This window comes from Pseudomonas sp. lyk4-R2A-8 (genome assembly GCF_030209095.1).
Lineage (GTDB): Bacteria > Pseudomonadota > Gammaproteobacteria > Pseudomonadales > Pseudomonadaceae > Aquipseudomonas > Aquipseudomonas quebecensis.
Map to the genome: position 1 here is coordinate 1 of NZ_JARVSS010000043.1, position 24,271 is coordinate 24,271.

14 protein-coding genes are annotated in these 24,271 nt (G+C 62.1%); 1 reads left to right on the plus strand and 13 read right to left on the minus strand.

Annotated elements, in window-relative coordinates; all coding sequences use genetic code 11:
• Nucleotides 1–79: 79 nt before the first annotated feature.
• The 13 genes from QRN10_RS24990 to QRN10_RS25050 form a co-directional block, all read right to left on the minus strand.
• Nucleotides 80–673: a glutathione S-transferase gene (locus tag QRN10_RS24990; RefSeq protein WP_266247925.1), complete on the minus strand. Its 594-nt coding sequence runs from the start codon at nt 671–673 to the stop codon at nt 80–82.
• Entirely contained in the window at nt 670–4,308 is a 3,639-nt protein-coding gene (locus QRN10_RS24995) for an AAA family ATPase (RefSeq protein WP_285429374.1), read from the minus strand. Before QRN10_RS24995 ends, QRN10_RS24990 begins: the two co-directional genes overlap by 4 nt.
• Nucleotides 4,305–5,546, minus strand: coding sequence for an exonuclease SbcCD subunit D C-terminal domain-containing protein (locus QRN10_RS25000; RefSeq protein WP_285429375.1), 1,242 nt, complete (start codon nt 5,544–5,546; stop codon nt 4,305–4,307). Before QRN10_RS25000 ends, QRN10_RS24995 begins: the two co-directional genes overlap by 4 nt.
• A gap of 136 nt (nt 5,547–5,682) precedes the next feature.
• Nucleotides 5,683–7,962 carry a M12 family metallo-peptidase gene (locus tag QRN10_RS25005; protein ID WP_285429376.1) on the minus strand — a complete coding sequence of 760 codons (2,280 nt, stop codon included), beginning with the start codon at nt 7,960–7,962 and terminating at the stop codon, nt 5,683–5,685.
• 161 nt (nt 7,963–8,123) lie between these two features.
• Nucleotides 8,124–8,423, minus strand: a complete 300-nt coding sequence (locus QRN10_RS25010; protein WP_181077958.1) for a DUF6124 family protein — start codon at nt 8,421–8,423, stop codon at nt 8,124–8,126.
• Nucleotides 8,424–9,143: 720 nt separating this feature from the next.
• A complete protein-coding gene (locus tag QRN10_RS25015; RefSeq protein ID WP_285429377.1) occupies nt 9,144–10,781 on the minus strand; it encodes a BatD family protein in 1,638 nt (545 codons plus the stop codon).
• The gene (locus tag QRN10_RS25020; protein ID WP_285429378.1) at nt 10,778–12,526 is read right to left on the minus strand and encodes a tetratricopeptide repeat protein; all 1,749 of its coding nucleotides are present in this window, start codon (nt 12,524–12,526) and stop codon (nt 10,778–10,780) included. The genes QRN10_RS25015 and QRN10_RS25020 overlap by 4 nt, the downstream gene beginning before the upstream one ends.
• Nucleotides 12,523–13,611 (minus strand): vWA domain-containing protein, encoded by a 1,089-nt coding sequence (locus QRN10_RS25025; RefSeq protein WP_181077952.1) that lies wholly within the window; start codon nt 13,609–13,611, stop codon nt 12,523–12,525. Before QRN10_RS25025 ends, QRN10_RS25020 begins: the two co-directional genes overlap by 4 nt.
• Nucleotides 13,604–14,098, minus strand: coding sequence for a DUF4381 domain-containing protein (locus QRN10_RS25030; protein WP_181077950.1), 495 nt, complete (start codon nt 14,096–14,098; stop codon nt 13,604–13,606). The genes QRN10_RS25025 and QRN10_RS25030 overlap by 8 nt, the downstream gene beginning before the upstream one ends.
• Nucleotides 14,095–15,027, minus strand: coding sequence for a DUF58 domain-containing protein (locus QRN10_RS25035; protein WP_253507972.1), 933 nt, complete (start codon nt 15,025–15,027; stop codon nt 14,095–14,097). Before QRN10_RS25035 ends, QRN10_RS25030 begins: the two co-directional genes overlap by 4 nt.
• A 5-nt stretch (nt 15,028–15,032) precedes the next feature.
• Nucleotides 15,033–15,992: an AAA family ATPase gene (locus tag QRN10_RS25040; protein ID WP_034098224.1), complete on the minus strand. Its 960-nt coding sequence runs from the start codon at nt 15,990–15,992 to the stop codon at nt 15,033–15,035.
• 188 nt (nt 15,993–16,180) lie between these two features.
• Nucleotides 16,181–16,534: a hypothetical protein gene (locus tag QRN10_RS25045; protein WP_285429379.1), complete on the minus strand. Its 354-nt coding sequence runs from the start codon at nt 16,532–16,534 to the stop codon at nt 16,181–16,183.
• Between the two features lie 68 nt (nt 16,535–16,602).
• Nucleotides 16,603–18,309 carry an ATP-binding cassette domain-containing protein gene (locus tag QRN10_RS25050; RefSeq protein ID WP_181077945.1) on the minus strand — a complete coding sequence of 569 codons (1,707 nt, stop codon included), beginning with the start codon at nt 18,307–18,309 and terminating at the stop codon, nt 16,603–16,605.
• 708 nt (nt 18,310–19,017) lie between these two features.
• Here QRN10_RS25050 and QRN10_RS25055 point away from each other — a divergent pair.
• Nucleotides 19,018–23,886, plus strand: coding sequence for an NAD-glutamate dehydrogenase (locus QRN10_RS25055; RefSeq protein ID WP_285429380.1), 4,869 nt, complete (start codon nt 19,018–19,020; stop codon nt 23,884–23,886).
• The last annotated feature ends 385 nt before the right edge of the window (nt 23,887–24,271 follow it).

The window sequence follows — 24,271 nt, forward strand, 5'->3', positions numbered from 1 at the left end:
ACGCGGAGCGTCACGGGCTGCATTCCCACGCGGGAGCGTGGGAACGATCTGTGCCTTGTTGGACACAGGACCCAAGCGCTCAAGGCTTGGCCATCACCGCCATGAACGACGGGGATTGCACAAAGCGTGTCAGCCAGTCCTGTAGCCGGTGATACGCAGTGCCTGCAAACCACTCCCGATCTACGTGGGCAAACTGGCGTACAAAGGGCGCCAGTGCCACATCGACAAGGCTCAGATGATCGGCCAGCAAATAATCTCGCTGCGCCAGCAATCCCTCCAGCTTTTGCAGGAACACCTCACCCTCGGCCCGATAAAACGCCTTGGGCTGCTCCGGGTAGCGTTCGGCGTATTTGTATCGATTCAAGTGATACTTGAAACGCTCGTCATTCTCGGCGATCAACGCCAGCACCGCCGGGTCACCGCCCAGTCGCCAGTCCTCGGGGTCGTGCCGGGCCAGGGCCCATTGCATGATCGCCAGGCTTTCATCAATCACCTGGCCGTCCACGCTCAGCACCGGCACGGTGCCTTTGGGCGACAATGCCAGCATTTCGGCCGGCTTGGCCTTGAGGCTCACCTCGACGATGCGTACCGGCACGCCGCTGTAGCGCAGTGCCAATCGCGCGCGCATGGCGTAGGGGCAGCGGCGGAACGAGTACAGCAGCGCTTGGCTCATTTGACCTCCAACGTACTCAGGCCGTTGCCCTGGCGCTTGACCTGGATCTGTACCGGGATGCGCTCGTGCATTTCCTGTACGTGGGAAATCACGGCGACTTTGCGGCCCTGGGCCTGCAAGCCATCCAACGCATCCATCGCCAATTGCAGGGATTCGGGGTCGAGGCTGCCGAAGCCTTCATCGATAAACAGCGATTCGATCTTCAGCGTACTGGACGCCATCGACGCCAGCCCCAGGGCCAATGCCAGCGACACCAGGAACGTCTCGCCGCCGGACAACGAATGCACCGAGCGCAGTTCGTCGCCCATTTCCGTGTCCATCACCAACAGGCCCAACATGCTGCCGCCGCGCTTGAGGCGATAGCGGCGCACCAGTTGACGCAGTTGCACATTGGCGTGGTGCACCAGCAGGTCGAGGTTGTAGGCCTGGGCGATCTTGCGGAATGTATCGCCGGTCGCCGAACCGATCAGTGCATTCAGGCGTGCCCAGCGCTGCCACTCGTCATAGGCTGTGGCGATCTCATGGGCCAGGGCGCTGTTGGCGTCCTGGCGACGCTGGTCCTCGGCCTGGCGCGCGCGCAGTTCGGCCACCTGTTTCTCGCCCTCGGCCAATTGCTGGTTGAGGGCGGCGAGGGTGCTGTCCAGCTGTTCGGCTTCCAGGTTGCCGTTGTGCAGGGCCTGGTGTTCCGCCAGGCGCTGTTGGCGCTCTTGCAGCAGGACCTTGGCTTGTTCGACGGCTTTCTCGCTGTGCTGCAGTTGCTGGCGCAGCGCGTTGATGCGCGCCTCGTCGAAGGCCAGCAGACGCGTCAGGCCAGTGTCATCGAGTTCGGGGTGCAGCGCGCGCCATTCGTGGATACGGGCGTCGAGCGCTTGCTGTTCCGCGAGCAGTGCCTGTTGGCGTTCCTGTCGGGCCTTGAGGTCGGCGGCCAGTTGCACCAGCGCGTCACGCGTCTCTTGCAGTTGCTGGTTGGCGTCGGTTTCGCCTTGGCGTGCGTGTACGACGGCCTGGTCCAGTTGTTGCTGCCACTGTTCGGCGCTGGCGTGCTCGCCCAGCAGGTGGCTGAGTGTTTCCTGGGCGGCGTGCTGTCGACTGGTCAGTTCGCCGACCTGCTGGGCCAGTGCTTCAAGTTGCTGCCGGCGATGCTGCTGGTGGGTCTGTTGTTTCTCGATGGCCTGTTGGCGTTCCTGTTGCTCGGCCAGCTCATCGCGCTTATGGCCCAACTGTTCCAGGCGTTGGCTGACTTGCTGGTCCAACTGCATGAAGGTCGCCGCAGGTTCCTTGAGCAGGCCTTCCAGCGTCTCGGCCGGCAGAAGACTGGCGAAGGCACTGAGTTCTTCGTCGAGGCGTTCGCGGTCGCTGGACAGTTCGCGCTGTTGATCCACCAGCAACTGGCGGGCTTGCTGGCTGGCGTCCTGGGCCGCTTGCAATTGTTGCTGCAAGCGCCCGGCGTTTTGTTGCAGGTTGAGCAAGGCCGCCTGGCGTTGTTCGTCCTGGCTGATGTTTTGCGTCAGTTGGGCCAGTTGTTGAGCCAGCCAGGGGCTGCGGTTGGCGGCGTCCTGGTTGAACAGGGAAGTGGCCAGCGGATGTGCATCCAGGCTGGGTTGCAGCGCCTGTTGTTGCGCGGCCAACTGTTCCTGCTGTTGCAGGAATTCCTTTTGCTGCGCGATCAGCCCGCCGACTTCGCCACGCAGGTCGGTGAGTTTTTCCTTGAGGGTGTCGACGGCTTTCTGCGCGGTGGCCTCTTCGGTTTCGTCATGGCGGCCAAGGCTTTGCAGCAGCGCTTCGGGTTGGTGATACGGGTGCTCATGGCTGCCGCACACCGGGCAGGGCTGGTCGTCCTGTAACTGTTCGCGCAATTCTTCGACGCTGGCACTGCGCGCCAGGCGTTGGCGTTCGAGCAGGTGCTTGGTCACCGTCAATGTCTGCTCGGCCACCGTCAGTTCCGCTTTAGCTTGCAGGCCGCTCTGGTTGAGTCGCTCGCGCTGTTGTCGGGCATCGGCGAGTTTCTGTGTCAGCGCGGCAGCTTGCAGGTCCAGCTGTTGCCGGCTGTCCCAGAGGCGCGTCAGGTCTTCGAAGGCGCGCTGTTGCTTGCGATTGTCCTGCAACAGGCTGGCGAGCAGTTGAATCTGTTCGGCCACCGCATGGGGTTCTGCGCCGGCTTCCTGATACAGCAGGTCCAGCGATTGGCGTTGTGCGCTGAACGTTTCGGCAGCGCGGGTGGCGCGCTCCTCCAGTTGCGGCAGTTCGTCCTGGCCCTTCTTCAGGCGGTTACCAATCACCATCAGCTGTTGCAGGCGCTCGCGCTGGTAGGTCCAACCCTCACTCAAGGGTGCCAGGGCCGCACTGCGTTCCAGCTCGGCGCCCAGGCTTTGCAGGCGCTCGGCGACTTGAGCCTGCTTGTCCAGTAAGCCGTTGAGCAGGGCTTGGCCTTCGGTGCAGGCGGTTTGCTGCTGGAGGTGCTCGTCGGTGCGCTTGGCCAGGTCTTGGGTCAAGTGGGTGAGGGTGCTTTGTTCTTCGAAGGCCTGACGTAGCCGCGGGGCCGCGTCGCTCTGGTTCTTCAGGGCGTCAGCCAAGGCCGTTTGAGCGGCTGCCTGCTGGTGTTGAGCTTGCGCCTGGCGGGTCTGCAGCTCGCTCTGCTGTTGGATATGCTGCTGAATCTGCGCAGCCAAAGGTGTCAGCAGTGCGCTCAGTTCGGCCTGGCGTGCGAAGTGATGGCGTTGCGGCGCCAACTGCTCCAGGCGGAGCAGGTCCTGGCGTTGCTGGCTTTGACCGGCCCACTCGGCCTCGGCGCGTTGCAGTTGTTCGGTGGCGCTGAGTTGGCGTTCCTGCCACTCGCGCAACTCCTTGAGCCAGGTGTACTGCAACTCCAACTGCTTGAGTTGGGCCTGCCGGGTCTTGAGCTGCTGCTGGGCCTCGGCCAACTGTTGATCCAGTTCAGCGCGTGCTTCGCCAGTCAAAGGGACCACGCCGCTCGCTTGGTCCTGCAACTGCTTGTGCGCGTCCCTGGCTTCCTTGGCTTTGTCGAACGCGCGACGGCCGAGCTGGGTGTACAACGCGGTGTCGGTGAGCTTCTCCAGCAGTTCGCTGCGCTCGTTGTCATTGGCTTTGAGGACCGCGCTGAACTCACTCTGCGCCAGCAGCACGGCGCGGGTGAACTGTTCGAAGTTCAGCCCCAGGGCCAGTTCCAACTGGGTTTTGTATTCGGTTTTCTGGCTGGCCAGCAGTTGGTCGCTGTCCAGGTCGATCAGGCTCTGGCGGCTGTTCTGCAACTTGCCGCTGGCCTTGTCGCGGGCGCGGTTGGCCTCCCAGCGCGCACGATAGCGGCGGCCGCTGACACCGACGAAGTCCACCTCGGCATAGCCGCCGCCGGTGCCACGGCGGATCAGGGTGCGCGGGTCACCGATGGAAATATCACTGTCGGCATCCGGCATCTTCGCCTGGCCGGTGTCGCCCAGGCGTGGCACCGCACCAAACAGCGCCAGGCACAGCGCATCGAGCAAGGTGCTCTTGCCGGCGCCGGTGGGGCCGGTGATCGCGAACAACCCGGCACTGGCCAGGGGCTCGGCGGTAAAGTCGATCTCGAACGGGCCGGCCAGGGAGGCCAGGTTTTTCAGGCGAATGGCGAGAATCTTCATGGTTGCTCCTCCTCCTGCTGCACTTCCTGGAGCAGCACAGCGAAGTCCTGCAAAGTCTGTTCATCCACTTCGCTGCCGTAGCTGTCCTGCCAGGCGCGGCTGAACAGCTCCTGGGGCGTGAGCTGGTCGAGTTCGATCAGGCGCTCATCGTCGGTGTCGTCGCCGCCGCGCTTGCCCGCGTACTCGGCAGCAATGCGCACCAGACGCACGGCCTTGCCTTGCAGGGCGCTTTCGATTTGCTGGCGCAGGTCCGGTTGCGGCTCGTCGAGGCGCACGCGCACTTCGAGCCAGGGGTGGCGCTGGGTTTCGGCGAGCAGGTCGATGTCGGGCAGGTCGGCGAGTTGTTTGAGAATGTCCGCCAACGGCGCGGCCTCCAGGCGTTGCAGGTCGACCGAACGGGGAATCAGGATCGGTTCGACACTCACCAGGCATTGGCCCTGGAAGGTGACGTCGAGTATCTGATGCTTATAGCCAATCTCCGAAAATGACAACGGAATCGGCGAGCCGCTGTAGCGAATGCGCTCTTCGCCATTGACCTTTTGCGGCTTGTGCAAATGGCCGAGGGCAACATAGCCGACACTGTTATCGAACAGGCTGGCGGGCAGCGCTTCGGCATTGCCGATGATCAGGCTGCGCTCGGAGTCTTCCGAGACCGAACCGCCGGCCATGTGCGCATGGCTGATGGCGATCAGCGCCTGGCCTTTTTTACGCTTGGCGTTGGCGGCCGCGATCAGCCATTCATGCACCTGGCCGATCCCGCGCAGGTAGTCGTCGCCCAGGTGCGCACCGGTGACTTCCGCCGGGCGCAAAAACGGCAAGGCCAGACACCAGGCGGCGATCTTGCCTTTGGCGTTCGGCAGCGGGATCAGCAGGCGCTCGGCGTCCAGTTGCCCGTCATCCAGCCACAGCACGCGGCCCAATGCATGGGTGTGCAAACGCCGCATCAACGGCGCGGGCAGTTCGATGCGCGAGCCGGAGTCGTGGTTGCCGGCGATCATCACGATGGTCAGGTTGGGGTTTTGTTCATGGGCGCTGATGATGAAGTCATACAGCCGCTCCTGGGCCTTGAGCGGCGGGTTGACCGTGTCGAAAATATCGCCGGCGATCAGCAACGCCTCCGGGCTATGGGCTTTGAGTTGGCCCAGCAGCCACTCAAGAAAACAGGCGTGTTCGAAGTCGCGGTCCTGGCCGTGGAGGTTTTGGCCCAGGTGCCAGTCGGAGGTGTGGAACAGACGCAAGGCGGACTCCAGAAACTCTAGTCAATGACCGCCGCAGGCATGAACGGCGGTGAAAAATGCAGAGTTTACCTAGATGAGCGGCGTCTTGCGCGCAAACCGAACAGGGAGCGAGGTGCGCGCTCCGTGTTCGTTGGCTTTACCGGACGACACAGGTGGTCAAGCGCCGCCAGGGTTTGGAATAGCCTTCCGGCACCCAGTTCAGGTCGGGGCGCGCGCCCTGCGACCAGTGCAGGCCCCTATAGTCGTAGCCGTCATAAGAGACTTCGTCGTTGAGCCCATACTCCTGGGTGGCCTGCCACAAGGGCTTGCATGTCGGCAATGACTGCGCAGTGACGGAGACTTCATGAATGGCGCCGGCGCTGCGCCCATGGCGATCGGTAACAACCAGCGTGATCATGTGGTTGCCCGGGCTGGCGGGTGCCCGAAATATCGGATGAGCCTGCGTCGATGTAGCGGGTGTGAAACCCGTGGCTGTCCACGCGTAGGTCAATTGTTCGCCACTGGAATCATTGCTGGACAGAGGCAGGGCCATGTTCACCAGCACCTCGCGTGCGCCGCTGATCTTCGCGATGGGCGGTGGGGTGGTCGGTGCGGCGAGAATCGTTACCGGGGCCAAGCGCTCCAGCTCATAGGGGCCGGCCTTGAGCACCACTTTGATGGTGGTAGGGGTGTCTTTGATGACCGTCGCCGCGGTATACACGCCCTGGGGACGATTCCCTATGCTGCCTTCGTACATGCCGGCGGTTCTGCTCCAGGCATAGCTCAATGGCAGGCCGGTGGGACTCTGCGCATCGACGCGGATCGGTAATTTACCGCCGGACGGGACTGCCGGCTGGATTTTCAGGGTGGCGGTGATCGGTGGCGGGGCGGGCCGGACCTTGATCGTTGCGTTCAGGCGTGTGGTGCCGTAGGTGCCTGAGACATCCACCGAAATGGGGTAGTGGGTGTCTTGCGCAACGTCTGGCGCTGTGAGGGTGAGCGAAGCCGTCGTACCCTCGCTGGGGATGAAGCCGGCGGCTGTCCAGTGGTAGCGCAACGGGTTGCGACGTGAGTCGGCGGCGATGACCCTGACCAGAAAGGTTTGATTGGCATCGACCTCCTGCGGCACACGCAGCTGGGCGGCAGGCGGCTCGCCAATAAAGGCCGGGTAAAAGTTTGCCAGCGTGTCCCGTCGCAGGTTGATGACGCGTGCGCTGTTATTGATCTTTGCCACGCCCATGGGCAAGCCGTCGTAGGTGTGATCGGGGTTGGACCAGTAGTTCACCCTTGGGCACTGAACAGGCGACAGGCACTCGTATGACATGATCGTGCGCCAGAAGGGCGGCTGGGTGGTTTGCCGGTAGCCGAAGCCGTCGCCATGGACGCCTGCCGGCACGTCTGAGTTATGACTCAGCCCGAAGTTGTGGCCCATCTCATGGGCAAAGACGTAGGTACCGGTCGGGAAGCTTAAAACACTGAATGCATACGCTTTGGGTGCGTTCACATACGCCAACCCGCACAGTCCCCTGGCGTTGGTAACCAACACTACCAGGTCGGCTTTTTGCTGTTCGCGCAAGGCATGCACGGGTGCGCCGAGGGTGGCGTCTGTGGGGGCCCGCAGGCTTTTCAACATCGCGTCATAGCCGTCCGCGCCAGAAATATCGTCGTAGTCGAGGTGATAAACCCCTGCATTCTGGAAAAACACCGGCACTTCGCTGAGGGTCATGCCACGGTTGGCCTCGGCGAACATCAGCGTCGCGAGCCCGTCCATGTTCGGCCACGCCGTCCTGGCGCCGTTGGTGAATACCAGCATCACGCGCACCGTGCTCAGCGGGCTGGCAGCTTCTTTCGAGGGGCGGGTACCCCGTGTTTTGGCCCCCTGCTTGCCGGTGCGCCCGGCGGGCCGTTCGGCATCGCCCGGGTAGCGGGTTTCGTCCACCTTGACGATCACGTGTCTGCCATCGCCTATCGGCATCAGCAGGTAGAGCTGGCCCTTATAACGAATTGAACCGGTGATGTTGTCGTCGTGACGTGCCAGCGTCACGGTATTAAGGCCATCTTCGGGCACTTCTTTATGGGCGGTAGAGGCCTGCCGGGCGTGGCTGCGCTGGTCCGGCAGGCGCGCATGCCAGACCAGCATGCCCGGCTTCTGGCGGTACGATTCAACCCTGTCGGCGACCACAACCACGCCATCCTCCAGGGGCAGCGCGAGGTTCCTGGTGCCCGCCGTCAGCAACCGAGGGTGCAGGGTCACCTGGTTAACCTGCGATGTGGTCGGGTCGCTGAGCAGTGCCTGCAAGGCAGCGTTGCGCGGTTGCGCGACGCTGGCCTGGGCCGACACCGCATCGCCGAGGATAAACAGCTCCTCGACGGCAAAGCTGCGCGAGCACACCAACAACAAGAGCGCGAGCAGCGCATAGGACGTGAGTTTGTTCATGATTTGCCATTGCTCCTGAGCGCATCACCGGTCGGTCTTAACGTTCAGGTATGTAAGGGCAGGGGCTGGGCGGCTGGCTACTGTCAGAAATCACAGTTACGACGGGTGGCAGGGAGGGAGTGGGCTGACTCTCATTACTGGGAACCAGCCCATTTGCGCTATCACCCAGCGTGCAGGCACTCCAGCGCGCGGTCGGCCAGAGTGCTGGCCATGTCGATCAGGTGCTGCGTGGCACCGGCCATATGGCGCTGCTCGCCGCTCAAGCCCTGGGTGGTGTCGGATGCGGTGGCGGCGGCGCAGCGCAGCAGGTCGCAGAGCTGGGCGAGGGCGTCTTCGAAGCTGAGGTCGTGGTGCACGGTGAAGGATGGCGGTGAGTCGGGTTGCAGGTAATGACGCAGGGCGCGGTCGAGAATGTCGCGGTCGAGGGTGAAACGGGGTGGGTCGGGGACGATTTTGTTCATGAGTGAAGCTCCTGAAAAGTGGGAGCCAATCTTTTACCGATCTCACTCGGCGAAAGGTGGCAGCTATGTGCGGGGTGAGATTACCGGTCAGGAAGCACCCGGTCAGACCGAAGTCTGCCCGCACACAGCCGCCATAGAGCATGTTGCTCGCGGTTGTGGCGCTTGGCTTTCTGTTCACAGGATCTCACCCCTGATCGCTGATAGGCAGCGACGGAGCGAAGGCTAGCCAGTGGAACAAGCAGGCGCAAGGCCGTGGGATTGTCTAGGAAACGTCCTGCAAATTAAAGGGATATGGATTGCTGGCCTTTAACAATGCATGTCGATCAGGCAGCACAGGTTAAAGATGGGAGGGGCGGTGCGACGATTCGACTTGCCCCCGATAGCGGCGTGTCAGTCCACTCATCTACAACTGACCCACCGCTATCGGGGCATAGGTATCTACACAACTTTGGTTCAACGCTGAACGCCCGGCAGATAGGGCTGTTGTGGCGAGCGGGCTTGTCCCGCGTTGGGCTGCGCAGCAGCCCCAGTAAAGAAGAATGCGCTGTATCAGACACTCTGTAGAGGCTGCTTTTGGGGCCGCTTCGCCGCCCAACGCGGGACGAGCCCGCTCGCCACAGGGGGATTTGTCAGGATCTGAAAGTTGTGTAGATACCCATGGCTATCGGGGGCAAGCCCCCTCCCAACTTTTTATGTGTGGTGTGTCAGGGATGCAGGGGCTTATTTGGGATACAGCGGTGGCAAGCTGGTGGTGTCCGTGGCCGGGTCTGGTTCGCGCTCGGCCATGGGGATGGTTTTGACCGCGCGCCACAGGTCTTCGCCCAGCCAGTACTGGCCGCTCTCGCTGTACAGCGCACCGTTCAACCCATCCAGCGCGTCCGACAGCGGCACGAAGCGCGCCGCCATGTCCGCCAGGGTTTCCGGTTGCTGGCGCGCCCAGGCGTCCAGGGCCTGGCGAGTGGCCTGGGGGTCGTTGGCCTGGGTGGCGCGCTTGAGGTCGTCGAGCAGGGTGCGCGGGCTCGGGCCGGTTTGCGTCGCGCGCTGCACGGCGGGTTGCCGACGCGCGCGCCACCACAGGCCGAAGCCCAGCAGGGTGGTGCAGGCCAGCAGCAAGGTGCTCAGTTGCCACAGCCACAGGCGGCTGTCGTCCGGGGCGGTGATGATGGTCGGCGTGGCGGGGGTGTCCACCACCAGGCTGGGGTTGTTGGCCACTTGCAGGGTGCGCGCCGGCAGGCTGGTGCGCTCCAGGTGGTCTTCGTGGGTGTTCCACCACACCACGTCGACGGCCGGCAGCTCCAGCGCGCCGGCGCGGTTGGGCACCAGCGCCTCGCGGTCTTCGCGGCTGCCGACCAGGCCGCGCTCGCTGGTCTGGTTGGCCAGCACCGGTTGGTCCGGGTAGCGGCGCAGGCCGGCGATGTCGGTGCTGGGCAGGGCCGGCAGTTGTGCGCTGGAGAGACCCTCGGCCTTGACCGTGAGGCTGCGGGTCAGCGAGTCACCCACTTGCACCTGCGCATGCTCGGGGTTCCAGCTTTCGCTCAAGGTGAGGCTGCGGGCCGGTAGCCAGGGCGCATCGGCAGGGTAGAGCGACGGCTTGGGCCGGACCGTCAGCCGCAAGGGTGCGGAGCTGACATGGATCAGCTTGCCCGGCTTGGTGCCCTGCAGCGTATTGTCCTGGGGCGGGCGCGCTTCCACCAAGGTGGCGCTGAAAGTCTGCGCGCCCACCTCCAGGCTGCCGCTGTGCTGGGGGTAGAGGGCGTAGCGAGTTTCGATCACGCCATGGCGAATACTGTTGATGACTTTTTCATAGGTGCGCGATTCGCCCAGTTGCTCGACGCGCGCGTCGGCGATCTGCAACGGCGTGAGGCTGCTGTCGTCATACAGCGACACCGAGTGGTATACGCGCACGGTCAACAGCGCCTGGGCCTGGACATACACGCTGGACTGGTCGAGGCTGGCTTCGACGAACACCGGCGCCAGTTCCGCGCTGGTGTTCTGGCTGGCGGTTTCCATGACCTGCAGGCTGATCGGCTGGGTCTGAAGGTCGCCCACTTGCAGGGGCGGGATCACCACCGTGCCGTTTTCCTTGGGCAGCAAGGTGATGATCCAGCGCGTGGTGGCGTGGTTGTCGCCGCCCAGGGTGGTGAGTTGGTTGATCTGGCGCGTGCCGCTGACTTCAAACTGCGCATCCAGCGGCGACAGGTCGGGTTTACCGAACTGGGTGGCATCGCTGGACTCCACTGTCAGCTCCACCGTTTCACCGGAGTTCAGCCGGCTGCGGTCGACGCTGGCAACCAGGTTCGCCGCCTGGGCGGCGCTGGTCGATAACGCGAGCAGAAGCAGTAGGGTGGGGCGGCTCATCGAGTCTTGTCCTGATGTTGTTGCTGTTCGTACCAGAATTTGCGCCGCAGCAGTTCGCCGGGGTTGTCCGGAATCTGCCGCAGCCATTGTTCCAGGGCCTGGCGTTGTTCGCTCAGGCTGGCGTCGGAGCGGCGCAGCGGCGGCGTGGTGGTTTGCTCGTCGCCCAGCTCGCTGCCCGGCACCTCGTTGCTGCCAGTCGTGGGTTTGACGCCGGACTGGGTATCGGTGCTGCCGGTTTTGCCCTGGCCCTGGGTGGATTCCTCACCGCCGGTGGCGGTCTGCCCATCGGCGCCCGGTTGCGCAGTCTGGCCGGGTTGGGGTGTTTCGTCATCCGGGTTTTTTGCCGGTTGCTCGGGTTTTTGCTCGGCCTGCGCCTGGGCCTGTTCCTGTATCAAGGCTTCGATCAGGGCTTTGTTTTTCAGCGCCGGGTGCAGGTCGGGCTGGGCTTCGAGGGCTTGGTCGTAGGCATCCACCGCCGCCTCCAGCTCGCCGGCCTTGGCCAGGGCGTTGCCGCGGTTGTAGTGGGCGAACGCGTCATTGCTTTCGGCAAAACGCTTGGCCGCTTCGGCGTAGTTGCCCGACTCATACAGCGCCACGCCTTGCCATTGTCGGTCTTCGAAACGCTCGGCGGCTTGCGCGGGGCGTTTTTTCTTCAGCAGGTACTGGCCTTGCTGGTCGGGGCGCAGCCACAAATCCTGCAGCTCGAACGCGTAGCTCGGCTGGGGCGCGCCCAGCAGCAACAAAGGCAGGCAGAACAGCCACCCCCGGCGCCCGGCGCAGGCGGCGAGCATCAGTAACGGCAGCAGCAACCAGTAACCCTGGTCGGCCCAAGTATCCAGGCGCAGGCGTTGCCCGTCGTCGCGCATGGCTTGCGGGGCGTCCAGTACGCCGAGCTGGCGCAGGTCCTTGTCATCCAGGCGTGCAGCGCGATAACGACCGCCCATTTCGCTGGCGAAGGCTTTGAGGGTCGGGCTGTCCAGGCGCGGCACCAGGATTGCGCCCTGTTCGTCCTTGAGGAACTCACCGCTCTCCTGGGCCACGGGCGTGCCCTCGCGGCTGCCGATGCCGAGGATCGACAGGCTCGGCGCCTGGGCGCTCTGCAGCAACAGCCGGATGCCTTGGTGCTCTTGTTTGGACAACGACGAGCCGATCAGCAACAGACGCCCCTGGCCCAGGCTGGCCTGGTTCAGCAGGGCCAGGGCTTTTTCCACGGCCAGGTCGGCGCGGTGCCCCGGCTCGGGCATGATCGAGGGACGCAGGGCTTCCAGCAGGTTGCCGCTGGTGGCCAGGTCGTCCGACAAGGGCACGAGCGTGTGGGCGCTGCCGGCGTACACCACGATGGCGGTCTGCGCATCGCTGCGGGCGCGCAGCAAGTCATACAGCTTGCGCCGCGCCTGCTCCAGGCGGTTGGGTGGGGCATCGGTGGCGAGCATTTCCGGGGTCAGCTCCAGCAGCACCACCAGCGGGTCGGCAGGTTTCTGGCTGGACTGTTCCACGCGTTGCCAGCTCGGACCGAGCAAGGCCAGTACCGCCAGCAGCCAGGCAATACCCAGCACGACCCACGGTGATTTGCTTTCGCGGCCGCTGCCGCCGCTGAGCAGCACGGCATGGAAGGCCGGCGGCAGGATGACCTGCCAGCGCCCGGCGCGTTTTTGCCGGTGCCACAGTTGCCACAGCAACCAGCCGAGCAATGGCAGCAGCAACAGCCACCAGGGGCGAAACCAGTGCGGCCACAGAGCGATCATCGGCGTCCCCGTAAACGCAGGCGCTTGAGACGTTGGCGCCACTGTGGCTTGGGTGGCAGGAATAAACCCTTGCTGGCCAATTTATCGAAGCCGCGTTGCAGCGCGTTGTTCGGCCAACGTTCCTGGATCACCAGCAACACGCTCAGGATCAACGCCAGCGCCAGCGGCGCGCTGTACAGCGCGTGTGCCGGGCGCGCCTGGGTGGGTTGCTGTTCAACCGGTTCGAGGGTGTCCAAAGTCTGCTTGATCGCTTGCAGCTGCGCGCCATCCCGGGCTCGAAAGTACTGGCCCCCCGTGGCCTCGGCAATCGCCCTGAGCGAGGGTTCGTCAAGGTCCAGGCTGGGGTTGACGCCGAGGATGCCCAGCGAGCCGTTTTGCTCCGGGTCGGCCCCAATGCCGATGGGGTAGATCTTTACGCCTTCTTCGGCGGCCAGGCGCGCGGCGGTCAGCGGGTCGATCTGCCCGGCATTGTTGGCGCCGTCGGTGACCAGGATCAGTACGCGGCTCTGGGCCGGGCGCTGGCGCAGGCGTTTCAAGGCCAGGCCGATGGCATCGCCGATGGCCGTGTTCTTGCCTGCGATGCCGATGCGCGCCTCGTCCAGCCAGGTGCGCACGGTCCGCCTGTCAAAGGTCAGGGGCGCCTGCAGGTAGGCCTGGCTGCCGAACAGGATCAAGCCCACGCGGTCGCCTTCGCGACTTTCGAGAAAATCGCCGAGCAGGTGTTTGACCAGGTTCAGGCGGCTGATGTCTTCGTCCTGCCAGTGCATATCGGGGAAGTCCATGGAGCCGGAAACGTCCACCGCCACCAGCAGGTCGCGGCCACTGGCGGCGATCGGCAAGGGTTCGCCGAGCCATTCGGGGCGCGCGGCGGCGGTCAGCAACAGCAGCCACAGCACCACGAACGGCGCTTGCTGGCGCCAGCCCGGCAGGTTGGAGCGCGCGCGACGGCGTGCCAGGCCTTCGAGGTCGCTGAGGTAGCTGACTTTCAGCGCCGGTTCGCCGCTGTCGGCCGCCGGCAGGATCAGCCGCATCAACCAGGGCAGCGGCAGCAAGAGGAAGACCCATGGCCAGGCGAACTCAAACATGTTTGCGGATCCAGGTGTCGACGGCCTGGGTCAGGCCGGCGATGGCCTTGTCGTCGAGTTTGCATTCGGGCTTGTACGCACCTTCCACCAGCACCATCCAGCGCGTCAGGCCCGCGGCGGGGCAGCGATTGTCGAGGAATGCCAGCCATTTGCGGCCGTTGAGGGTATGGCTCTGGCTGTAGGGGTAGTCGTTGCGGCACAGGCGTTTGAGCAGGCCGTTGAGTTGCTGCAGCCAGGCGCCGGCGGGCGCGCCGTCATAGGGCTTGGGCATCAGCGCAAGCTCGGCGAGGGCGGCGATGCGCAGCGGGTCCAGCGGTTGCTCGGTGCGCACCGCCGGGCGGCGGGTCGGCAAAAAACGGCGCAGCGACCACAGGCCCCAGCCCAGCAGCGGTATCAGCAACAGCAGCAGCCACCAGCCTGGCGCGGGCGGCCAGAAACCAATGGCCGGCGGGGCAATCAGCGGTTGCAGTTGATCGAGGCTGCTCATTGCTTTTTAACCGGGCGTTGCGGGTTGAGGTATTCGCGCAGTTGCTCGACCATTTCGCTCTGGGTGCTCAAGGGCATCAGCAAGACACGCAGTTTCTGCGCGAGCAATTCCCAGCGGGCGATGCGCGCTTCGGCCTGAGCCTTGTAGGCCTGGCGCAGATCGTAATTGAGCGTGTCCAGTTCCAGTTGCGCACCCCGTTCGGCGAAGCGCAGCAGCCCGGCGGCGGGCAGGGCATGGTCGAGCGGGTCGCAGACTGGCAGCAGCAACAGGTCGCAATGGCGCGACAGCAGGCTCAATTGCTGCTCGGCGCCGTCGCTCAACGCGCGTTCGTCGCAGATCACGATCACCAGGCTGCCCGGGCGCAGGACCTCGCGGCCACGACGCAGGGCCATGCCCAAGGCATCGGCTTCGGGGCGGGTTTCGGTATTCAGGCTCTGGTTGACCCGCACCAGGCGGTTGAGCAATTGCAGCAGGCTTTGCTTGCTGCGGCGTGGCTTGATTTCGTAATGCTCGTTGTCGCCGAACACCAGCCCACCGACCCGGTCGTTATGCCCCAGCGCCGCCCAACCGATCAGGCTGGCGGCCTGGGCGGCGAGCACTGACTTGAACATCTGGCCGGAGCCGAAAAACAGCCGGCAGCTTTGCTCGACCATGATGAAAATCGGGCGCTCGCGCTCTTCGTGGAACAGCTTGGTGTGCGGCTCCTGAGTGCGCGCAGTCACGCGCCAGTCAATGGTGCGCACGTCATCGCCGGCCTGGTACACGCGCACCTGGTCAAAGTCCACACCGCGCCCGCGCAGCTTGGAATGGTGCAGGCCGATCAAAGGGCTGCGCTGGCTCGGCGTGGAAAACAGCTGCACTTCACGCACGCGGTGGCGCATCTCAATCAGCTCGCTGAGCGTGACGCGGATTCCATCACCGGTATTCATAGCCTTCAAGCGACGGCAACGACGTCGAGAATGCGTTGCACCACGCGGTCCTGGTCGATCCCGGCGGCTTCGGCCTCGAACGACAGGATGATGCGGTGGCGCAGCACGTCGAACAGTACGGCCTGGATATCTTCCGGGCTTACGAAGTCGCGCCCGGCCAGCCAGGCGTGGGCGCGTGCGCAGCGGTCCAGGGCGATGGAACCGCGCGGGCTGGCGCCGTAGGCGATCCATTCGGCCATTTCCGGGTCGAACTTGGCCGGTGTGCGCGTGGCCATAACCAGTTGCACCAGGTACTCCTCCACCGCATCGGCCATATACAGGCCGAGGATTTCCTTGCGAGCGGCGAAGATCGCCTGCTGGCTGACGCGGCGCTCGGGTTTGGTTTCACCGTTGAGCGCTTCGCCGCGCGCCTGCTGCAGGATGCGCCGCTCCACGGTGGCATCGGGAAAACCGATCTTGACGTGCATCAGGAAACGGTCGAGCTGGGCTTCGGGCAGCGGGTAGGTGCCTTCCTGTTCGATGGGGTTTTGCGTGGCCATCACCAGGAACAACGGCGACAGGTCGTAGGTGCTGCGCCCCACGCTGACCTGGCGTTCGGCCATGGCTTCGAGCAGGGCCGATTGCACCTTGGCGGGGGCGCGGTTGATCTCGTCCGCCAGCACCAGATTGTGGAAGATCGGCCCCTGTTGGAACACGAAACTGCCGGTTTCCGGGCGATAGATCTCGGTGCCGGTGATGTCGGCGGGCAGCAGGTCGGGAGTGAACTGAATACGATGGAACTGCGCTTCGATGCCCTCGGCCAGCTCTTTGATGGCCTTGGTCTTGGCCAGGCCCGGCGCGCCTTCGACCAGCATATGGCCGTCGGCGAGCAGGGCGATGAGCAGGCGCTCGATGAGCTTTTCCTGGCCGAGAATCTGCGTAGAAAGAAAGGTTCGCAGCGCAAGCAGCGCTTCACGATGTTCCATCGATGACGGTTCCTGGAAAGAAGAGCCCGCGTGCTGTGAAACGAACAGCGGGCTGGGGGCATTACTTTAATGCATCGAGGGGCGTGGCGACTAACGGCGTAACGGCTATTTTTGGCAAAACTTGTAGGAATTATGTGCGAAGGTGCGCTTTCTGTTGTGAACACCGGCAATGCGGGCGGGGCTCGCCTTTAAATCCGAGTATAGGTGCCCGTGCCTTTGAGGATGTTCTGCAAGGTGTCCTCCACCTCGCCCAAGTCGGATGCGGCCGTGGCGTGGGTAACCTCCAGTTGATCCTTGCCACCCAGCGCATCAGCATCACCGGCAGCCAGTTCTATTCGCAACGTCGTGTCGCCCAGCGTGACCTTCAGCCCATCCAGGGTCGACGGCTCGTAGTCCCAGGTCAGCTCGACTTCCTCTTCGTCCGGGTAGCGGCTGAGCATGAACATCTCGCCGTTTTTGCCATGGCAGCAGAGCATCGCCATATTGTCTTCTTCTTCGTCGCATGGGGTGGCCATGAGGGCGTCGGTTTTTAACTGAAGCATGGGGAATCCTGTTGGGTGGAGGCACGGCGTCGGCAATTGTGCCATTGCAGTGAGTTTCGTGCAGAGACTTACTCGTGGGCGGGCATGTTATCCAACAGCTTCCTGATGGCTGGTTTTACCTGCAACTCGTGCCACGGGCCGTCATCCACAATAGCTCCTTCTCGCATGATGATGACGCGATCAAAGCGCTCCAGGTGGCGCAAGTCATGGGTTACACAAATCAAGCCGAGCTTACCGAACGTTTCGAAAAGCAGATCCCACACAGGTACTGCCAGTGTTTGCTCAATCGAAGCGCTGGGTTCATCGAACAAGTTAAAATGACCAGGTTTATTGATCAGTCGCAATAGTGACAGGCGTTTGGCTTCACCCCCTGACACATTAGTCGCGTTTTCGGCCAGGCTGCGATGGTCGACCACCGCTTCAACCTGCAATTGCCGTATCGCTTGTTCCAAGCCCGAGGATCTATCTACCCCAAATAAAACAGAGTGCTCAAAAGCACCCTCTAAAAACTGTGGTGATTGAGGACAATATCTGATGCAGTCCAAATGAGCTTTTGCATTCAGGTCGGATACAGCCACTCCATTGATGTACAGATTATCTCTCAGCGAAAGATTCAACCCTGCGAGCGCTTCCAATAACGTTGATTTACCGGCGCCACTCGGGCCTGTGATTGCTACCGATTGACCTTGGGTAAAACTCAGCGTGGTGTTGACGTTTATTCGGGACGAACCATCCGCCGTTACAAAGCATGGTTTAAGGGCCAACGTCGATTCTGAATATTTCGGGAGTACTGCTTGCCGGGTTTCGTCGTCGAAGTTAGGCAGCGTCAACAGATGCTCAAGTCTGCGCTGGTCAGCCAAGAATTGATCAAGCACCCGATAACCTTCTGTCAGGTTTGTGACGTTGAGTAAGTAGCTGCTGGCGATCGAGAAAATGGCTACCAATTGTCCGACACTGATGCTTGGCGTCGCAGACAGCTGATTGAATACTCCCCAGGCTAACAGCGCTCCTGTCGAAAAGCTGATGAACAGGATCTTTGCCCCACTCAAATAACCACTCGAACTGGCCACAGTGATGGCGGCATCCGCATAGCGTTTGAAAGCAAGATTCAACGGGCGGGATGCGGACTCTTCAGCACCCTCCAGTTTTATTGTTTTTCCGGCACTCAAGGTGTTGAATAAAACTGCGCTTAATTCATCTTCCTGTTCGTTGACAGTAGTGAGGTGGAGTCTTCGCCAGAGAATGATTTTGTAGGTGGCAAACGCATAAACAAGAGCGCACCCATTTAGTGCGAGGAAAATAGTTAGGCCGCCCATGTAAAGAAACGCGCCGCCCACTACTATGAATTCCAATAAAATAGGGAGTCCCGTTGTAATGAAGAATGTCAGTAACTTTTCATGTGCCGTCAATCCTCTTTCTACCGATTTGATGAAGTGTCCTATTCGCCAGGTATTGAATGCATCAAATTCTTTTCGTATTAGTTGTGTAACCCAATGAATGGAGGCGTCCCTAATAATGGATTGAACAAGTTTTGATAAGAGCAGGTTTTGTGCTGGGTTGATTGCCGCATGTACGCATCCTGCCAAAATGAACGCTGCAATCAAACTGGGAAGTAAAATTTGATAACCCTTGGGATTTGTGCCGAGCGCATCAATTATTCCGCCGAAAAGCAACGGTGGCGCCAATACCAGTATTTTCAGTAATAAAGTTGTCGTCAGAGTGAAGGTCAGTAGGCTTTTATGGTCTCTGCAGGCTTTGTAAAGAAGGTTCAGCATGATGGCGCCACGGTTTGATCTTTTGCGTTGTGATCGAGCAGGATCTGCTGACGTGCTGCTACCTATCAGAAATTTCGCAAGCGCTTAAATTAGTAGCATCACGGTTTTCCTCTTTCAATCGTAGCTGTGCAATTGGCTTCCGACAGCTTTGTAGGAAAGTTCCTAGCGGAACGTAGTTATTTTCTTTTAGTATTTCCGTGCTTCGTATGGCTTATAAAGGTTCAGCTTGGAGTTCAATAGGTTGAAGATGTTTATAGGTTCAGGCTGTAGGCGAATTTCGGTCCTGCTTCCTGGGCGCATCGGCAGCATGACTTTGGCGTCAATGTCAGTCATTTTTGGTGCTCGCAGGCTTGAAATCGAAGATTTGCTTGCGAGAGACAACGGTTGCACCCGTCGCAACCCCACGCCTGCGTACCGATGACCGAATATGTCGCAGCGCTGCAAGAGCCGTCCTCCTACACTCGTTAAGCTGCGCAACGGATGCGCATGTTCCAGGCGCCTGACCTGCCCGTCGTACCGTCACCCGGCAAGGTGCGCATCTTATGGAAGTTGTATGTGACCTGACTGTCTTGTCCAGCTTCACCCACCTGTCACCCTGATTCGTTTATGGTGCTTAACTCGTTACCTGCGAACAGAGTCGACGGTCTCCCCCCAAGGGGATAACACGCGACGCTTCCATCAATAACAAGCCCAAGCGGAGTACCACAGATGGCGTTCTTCACCGCAGCCAGCAAGGCCGACTTCCAGCACCAACTGCAAGCGGCACTGGCGCAGCACATCAGTGAACAGGCACTGCCACAAGTGGCGCTGTTCGCTGAACAATTCTTCGGCATTATTTCCCTGGACGAACTGACCCAGCGTCGCCTTTCCGACCTGGCCGGTTGCACCCTGTCTGCCTGGCGCCTGCTTGAGCGCTTTGATCACACCCAACCGCAAGTGCGGGTCTACAACCCCGATTACGAACGTCATGGCTGGCAGTCGACCCACACCGCGGTCGAAGTGCTGCACCATGACCTGCCATTCCTGGTGGACTCGGTGCGCACCGAGCTCAACCGTCGTGGCTACAGCATTCACACCCTGCAAACCACCGTGCTCAGCGTGCGTCGCGGCAGCAAGGGCGAGTTGCAGGAGATTCTGCCCAAAGGCACCCAGGGCGAAGGCATCCGGCAGGAATCGCTGATGTACCTGGAGATCGACCGCTGTGCCAATGCCGCCGAACTGAACGTGCTGAGCAAAGAGCTGGAGCAGGTGCTGGGCGAAGTGCGCGTGGCCGTGGCCGATTTCGAGCCGATGAAAGCCAAGGTCCAGGACCTGCTGGCCGGTATCGACGCCAGCCGGTTCAGCATCGACGGCGAAGAAAAAGCCGAGATCAAGAATTTCCTGGAATGGCTGGTGGGCAACCATTTCACCTTCCTGGGCTATGAAGAATTCGTGGTACGTGACGAGGCGGACGGCGGTCATATCGAATATGACGCCAATTCGTTCCTCGGTCTGACCAAGCTGCTGCGCGCCGGCCTCACCGCCGAAGACCTGCGCATCGAAGACTACGCCGTGTCCTACCTGCGTGAGCCGACTGTGTTGTCCTTCGCCAAGGCCGCGCACCCAAGCCGCGTGCATCGCCCGGCCTACCCGGACTACGTGTCGATCCGCGAGATCGACGCCGACGGCAAGGTCATCAAGGAATGCCGCTTCATGGGCCTGTACACCTCGTCGGTGTACGGCGAAAGCGTACGCGTGATTCCCTATATCCGTCGCAAGGTGGCGGAAATCGAGCGCCGCTCGGGCTTCCAGGCCAAGGCGCACCTGGGCAAGGAGCTGGCGCAGGTCGTCGAAGTCCTGCCCCGTGACGACCTGTTCCAGACTCCGGTGGACGAGTTGTTCAGCACCGTGATGTCGATCGTGCAGATCCAGGAACGCAACAAGATCCGCGTGTTCCTGCGCAAAGACCCGTACGGTCGTTTCTGCTACTGCCTGGCCTACGTGCCGCGCGACATCTACTCCACCGAAGTGCGCCAGAAGATCCAGCAAGTGTTGATGGATCGCCTCAAGGCCAGCGACTGTGAGTTCTGGACCTTCTTCTCCGAGTCCGTGCTGGCGCGTGTGCAGTTGATTCTGCGGGTTGACCCGAAGAACCGCCTGGACATCGACCCGCTGCAACTGGAAAAGGAAGTGATCCAGGCCTGCCGCAGCTGGCAGGACGACTACGCCAGCCTGGTCGTGGAAAGCTTCGGCGAAGCCCACGGCACCAACGTGCTGGCGGACTTCCCGAAAGGCTTCCCGGCCGGCTACCGTGAGCGTTTCGCCGCGCATTCGGCCGTGGTCGACATGCAGCACCTGCTCAGCCTCACCGAAGCCAACCCGCTGGTGATGAGCTTCTATCAGCCGCTGGGCCAGGTGTCCGGCCAGCGTGAGCTGCATTGCAAGCTCTACCACGCGGATACCCCGCTGGCGCTGTCCGACGTGCTGCCGATCCTGGAGAACCTCGGCCTGCGCGTACTGGGTGAATTCCCGTACCGCCTGCGCCATGCCAACGGCCGCGAGTTCTGGATCCATGACTTCGCGTTCATCGCCGCCGAAGGCGTGAACCTGGATATCCAGCAGCTCAACGACACCCTGCAGGACGCGTTCGTGCACATCGTGCATGGCGATGCCGAGAACGACGCGTTCAACCGCCTGGTGCTCACCGCCGGCCTGCCATGGCGCGATGTCGCGCTGCTGCGTGCCTACGCCCGTTACCTCAAGCAGATCCGCCTGGGCTTCGATCTGGGTTACATCGCCAGCACCCTGAACAACCACACCGATATCGCCCGCGAGTTGACGCGGTTGTTCAAGACCCGCTTCTACCTGGCGCGCAAGCTCACCGCCGATGACCTGGAAGACAAGCAGCAGCGCCTGGAGCAAGCGATCCTCAGCGCCCTGGACGACGTTCAGGTGCTCAACGAAGACCGCATCCTGCGTCGCTACCTGGACCTGATCAAGGCCACCCTGCGCACCAACTTCTACCAGACCGACGCCAACGGCCAGAACAAGTCGTACTTCAGCTTCAAGTTCGACCCGCGCGCCATTCCCGAGCTGCCCAAGCCGGTGCCGAAGTTCGAGATCTTCGTGTACTCGCCACGGGTCGAAGGCGTGCACCTGCGCTTCGGCAACGTTGCGCGCGGCGGTCTGCGCTGGTCCGATCGTGAAGAAGACTTCCGCACCGAAGTGCTGGGCCTGGTAAAAGCCCAGCAGGTGAAGAACTCGGTGATCGTGCCGGTGGGTGCCAAGGGCGGCTTCCTGCCGCGTCGCCTGCCACTGGGCGGCAGCCGTGACGAGATCGCGGCCGAGGGCATCGCCTGCTACCGCATCTTCATCTCCGGCCTGTTGGACATCACCGACAACCTGAAAGACGGCGCCCTGGTGCCGCCGGCCAATGTCGTGCGTCATGACGACGATGACCCGTACCTGGTGGTCGCAGCCGACAAAGGCACCGCGACGTTCTCCGATATCGCCAACGGCATCGCCATCGACTACGGCTTCTGGCTGGGTGATGCGTTCGCCTCCGGTGGTTCGGCCGGTTACGACCACAAGAAGATGGGTATCACCGCCAAGGGCGCGTGGGTCGGTGTGCAGCGTCACTTCCGTGAACGCGGCATTAACGTGCAGGAAGACAGCATCACTGTCGTCGGCGTCGGCGATATGGCCGGCGACGTGTTCGGTAACGGCCTGTTGATGTCCGACAAGCTGCAACTGGTCGCAGCCTTCAACCACCTGCATATCTTTATCGATCCGAACCCGAACCCGGCCACCAGCTTTGTCGAGCGTAAGCGCATGTTCGAGCTGCCGCGTTCGGCCTGGACCGACTACGACACCAGCATCATGTCCGAAGGCGGCGGTATCTTCTCGCGCAGCGCGAAGAGCATTGCCATCTCGCCGCAGATGAAAGAACGCTTCGACATCCAGGCCGACAAGCTGACCCCGACCGAACTGCTGAACGCCTTGCTCAAGGCGCCGGTGGACCTGTTGTGGAACGGCGGCATCGGCACCTACGTCAAGGCCAGCACCGAAAGCCACGCCGATGTGGGCGACAAGGCCAACGACGCGTTGCGCGTGAACGGCAACGAGCTGCGCTGCAAGGTAGTAGGCGAGGGCGGTAACCTCGGCATGACCCAGCTGGGTCGCGTGGAGTTCGGCCTCAATGGCGGCGGTTCCAACACCGACTTCATCGACAACGCCGGTGGCGTGGACTGCTCCGACCACGAAGTGAACATCAAGATCCTGCTCAACGAAGTGGTGCAGGCCGGTGACATGACCGACAAGCAACGCAACCAGTTGCTGGCGAGCATGACCGACGAAGTCGGCAACCTGGTGTTGGGCAACAACTATAAGCAGACCCAGGCCCTGTCCCTGGCCGCGCGCAAGGCCTACGAGCGTGCCGCCGAGTACAAGCGCCTGATGAGCGACCTGGAAGGCCGTGGCAAGCTGGACCGCGCCATCGAGTACCTGCCGACCGAGGAACAGCTGGCCGAGCGCGCCGCCAATGGCAAGGGGCTGACCCGACCCGAGCTGTCGGTGCTGATCTCGTACAGCAAGATCGACCTCAAGGAAGCGCTGCTCAAGTCGCTGGTACCGGATGACGAGTACCTCACCCGTGACATGGAGACCGCGTTCCCGCCGAGCCTGGTGGCCAAGTTCGGCGAAGCCATGCGTCGTCACCGCCTCAAGCGTGAGATCGTCAGCACCCAGATCGCCAACGATCTGGTCAACCATATGGGCATCACCTTTGTGCAGCGACTCAAAGAGTCGACCGGCATGAGCCCGGCGAACGTGGCGGGTGCGTATGTCATCGTGCGTGACATCTTCCATCTCCCGCACTGGTTCCGCCAGATCGAGGCCCTGGATCACCAGGTTTCCGCCGAGGTGCAGCTGGAGCTGATGGACGAGTTGATGCGCCTGGGGCGCCGCGCGACGCGCTGGTTCCTGCGCAGCCGCCGCAACGAACAGGATGCCGGTCGTGACACCGCCCACTTCGGTCCGCACCTGGCCGCGTTGGGCCTCAAGCTCGACGAACTGCTGGAAGGCCCGACCCGCGAAGGCTGGCAGACCCGCTACCAGGCGTACACCGAAGCCGGCGTGCCGGAATTGCTGGCGCGCATGGTTGCAGGCACCACGCACCTGTACACCTTGCTGCCGATCATCGAAGCCGCTGACGTAACCGGGCATGACGCCGCCGAAGTGGCCAAGGCCTACTTTGCCGTCGGCAGCGCACTGGACCTGCCATGGTACCTGCAGCAGATCAGCGATCTGCCGGTAGCCAACAACTGGCAGGCCCAGGCCCGCGAAGCGTTCCGCGACGATGTGGACTTTCAGCAGCGCGCGATCACCATTTCTGTTCTGCAGATGGCCGACGCGCCGCAAGACATGGAAGCCCGCGTGGCCTTGTGGCTTGAACAGCACAAGGACATGGCCGAGCGCTGGCGTGCAATGATGGTGGAAATTCGTGCCGCGGTCGGCACGGACTACGCCATGTACGCGGTGGCCAACCGTGAACTGCTGGACCTGGCGTTGAGCGGTCAGTCGGTGCTGCAACCGGCTTGATATTCCGGTGAAACCCAGTGAGAGGGGGCTTGCTTCCGACAGCGGTGTATCAGTCATGGATAGGTTGACTGACACACTGCCATCGGGGGCAAGCCCCCTCCCACATTTGGATCTGAGTTGGCTTCAGGTTTTTTGCGGTCTTGGCTAGCAAAAGGCATAGAAAGCACCCTGGCACCAAGCCTGGCGCGGACAAAACTGTGGGAGGGCAAGCCCCATCCCACATTTGGATCTAAGTTGGCTTCAGGTTTTTGTGCGGTCTTGGCTGACAAGAGGCATAGAAAGCACCTTGGCACCAAGCCTGGCGCGGACAGAACTGTGGGAGGGCAACCCCCCCCCACATTTGGATCTGAATTGACTTCAGGTTTTTGTGCGGTCTTGGCTGACA

Excerpts from the sequence above, each read along its gene's own strand:
- QRN10_RS24990 (WP_266247925.1), bottom strand. The coding sequence starts at position 673 with ATGAGCCAAGCGCTGCTGTACTCGTTCCGCCGCTGCCCCTACGCCATG.
- QRN10_RS24995 (WP_285429374.1), bottom strand. The coding sequence starts at position 4,308 with ATGAAGATTCTCGCCATTCGCCTGAAAAACCTGGCCTCCCTGGCCGGC.
- QRN10_RS25005 (WP_285429376.1), bottom strand. The coding sequence starts at position 7,962 with ATGAACAAACTCACGTCCTATGCGCTGCTCGCGCTCTTGTTGTTGGTG.
- QRN10_RS25010 (WP_181077958.1), bottom strand. The coding sequence starts at position 8,423 with ATGAACAAAATCGTCCCCGACCCACCCCGTTTCACCCTCGACCGCGAC.
- QRN10_RS25015 (WP_285429377.1), bottom strand. The coding sequence starts at position 10,781 with ATGAGCCGCCCCACCCTACTGCTTCTGCTCGCGTTATCGACCAGCGCC.
- QRN10_RS25020 (WP_285429378.1), bottom strand. The coding sequence starts at position 12,526 with ATGATCGCTCTGTGGCCGCACTGGTTTCGCCCCTGGTGGCTGTTGCTG.
- QRN10_RS25025 (WP_181077952.1), bottom strand. The coding sequence starts at position 13,611 with ATGTTTGAGTTCGCCTGGCCATGGGTCTTCCTCTTGCTGCCGCTGCCC.
- QRN10_RS25030 (WP_181077950.1), bottom strand. The coding sequence starts at position 14,098 with ATGAGCAGCCTCGATCAACTGCAACCGCTGATTGCCCCGCCGGCCATT.
- QRN10_RS25035 (WP_253507972.1), bottom strand. The coding sequence starts at position 15,027 with ATGAATACCGGTGATGGAATCCGCGTCACGCTCAGCGAGCTGATTGAG.
- QRN10_RS25040 (WP_034098224.1), bottom strand. The coding sequence starts at position 15,992 with ATGGAACATCGTGAAGCGCTGCTTGCGCTGCGAACCTTTCTTTCTACG.
- QRN10_RS25045 (WP_285429379.1), bottom strand. The coding sequence starts at position 16,534 with ATGCTTCAGTTAAAAACCGACGCCCTCATGGCCACCCCATGCGACGAA.
- QRN10_RS25050 (WP_181077945.1), bottom strand. The coding sequence starts at position 18,309 with ATGCTGAACCTTCTTTACAAAGCCTGCAGAGACCATAAAAGCCTACTG.
- QRN10_RS25055 (WP_285429380.1), top strand. The coding sequence starts at position 19,018 with ATGGCGTTCTTCACCGCAGCCAGCAAGGCCGACTTCCAGCACCAACTG.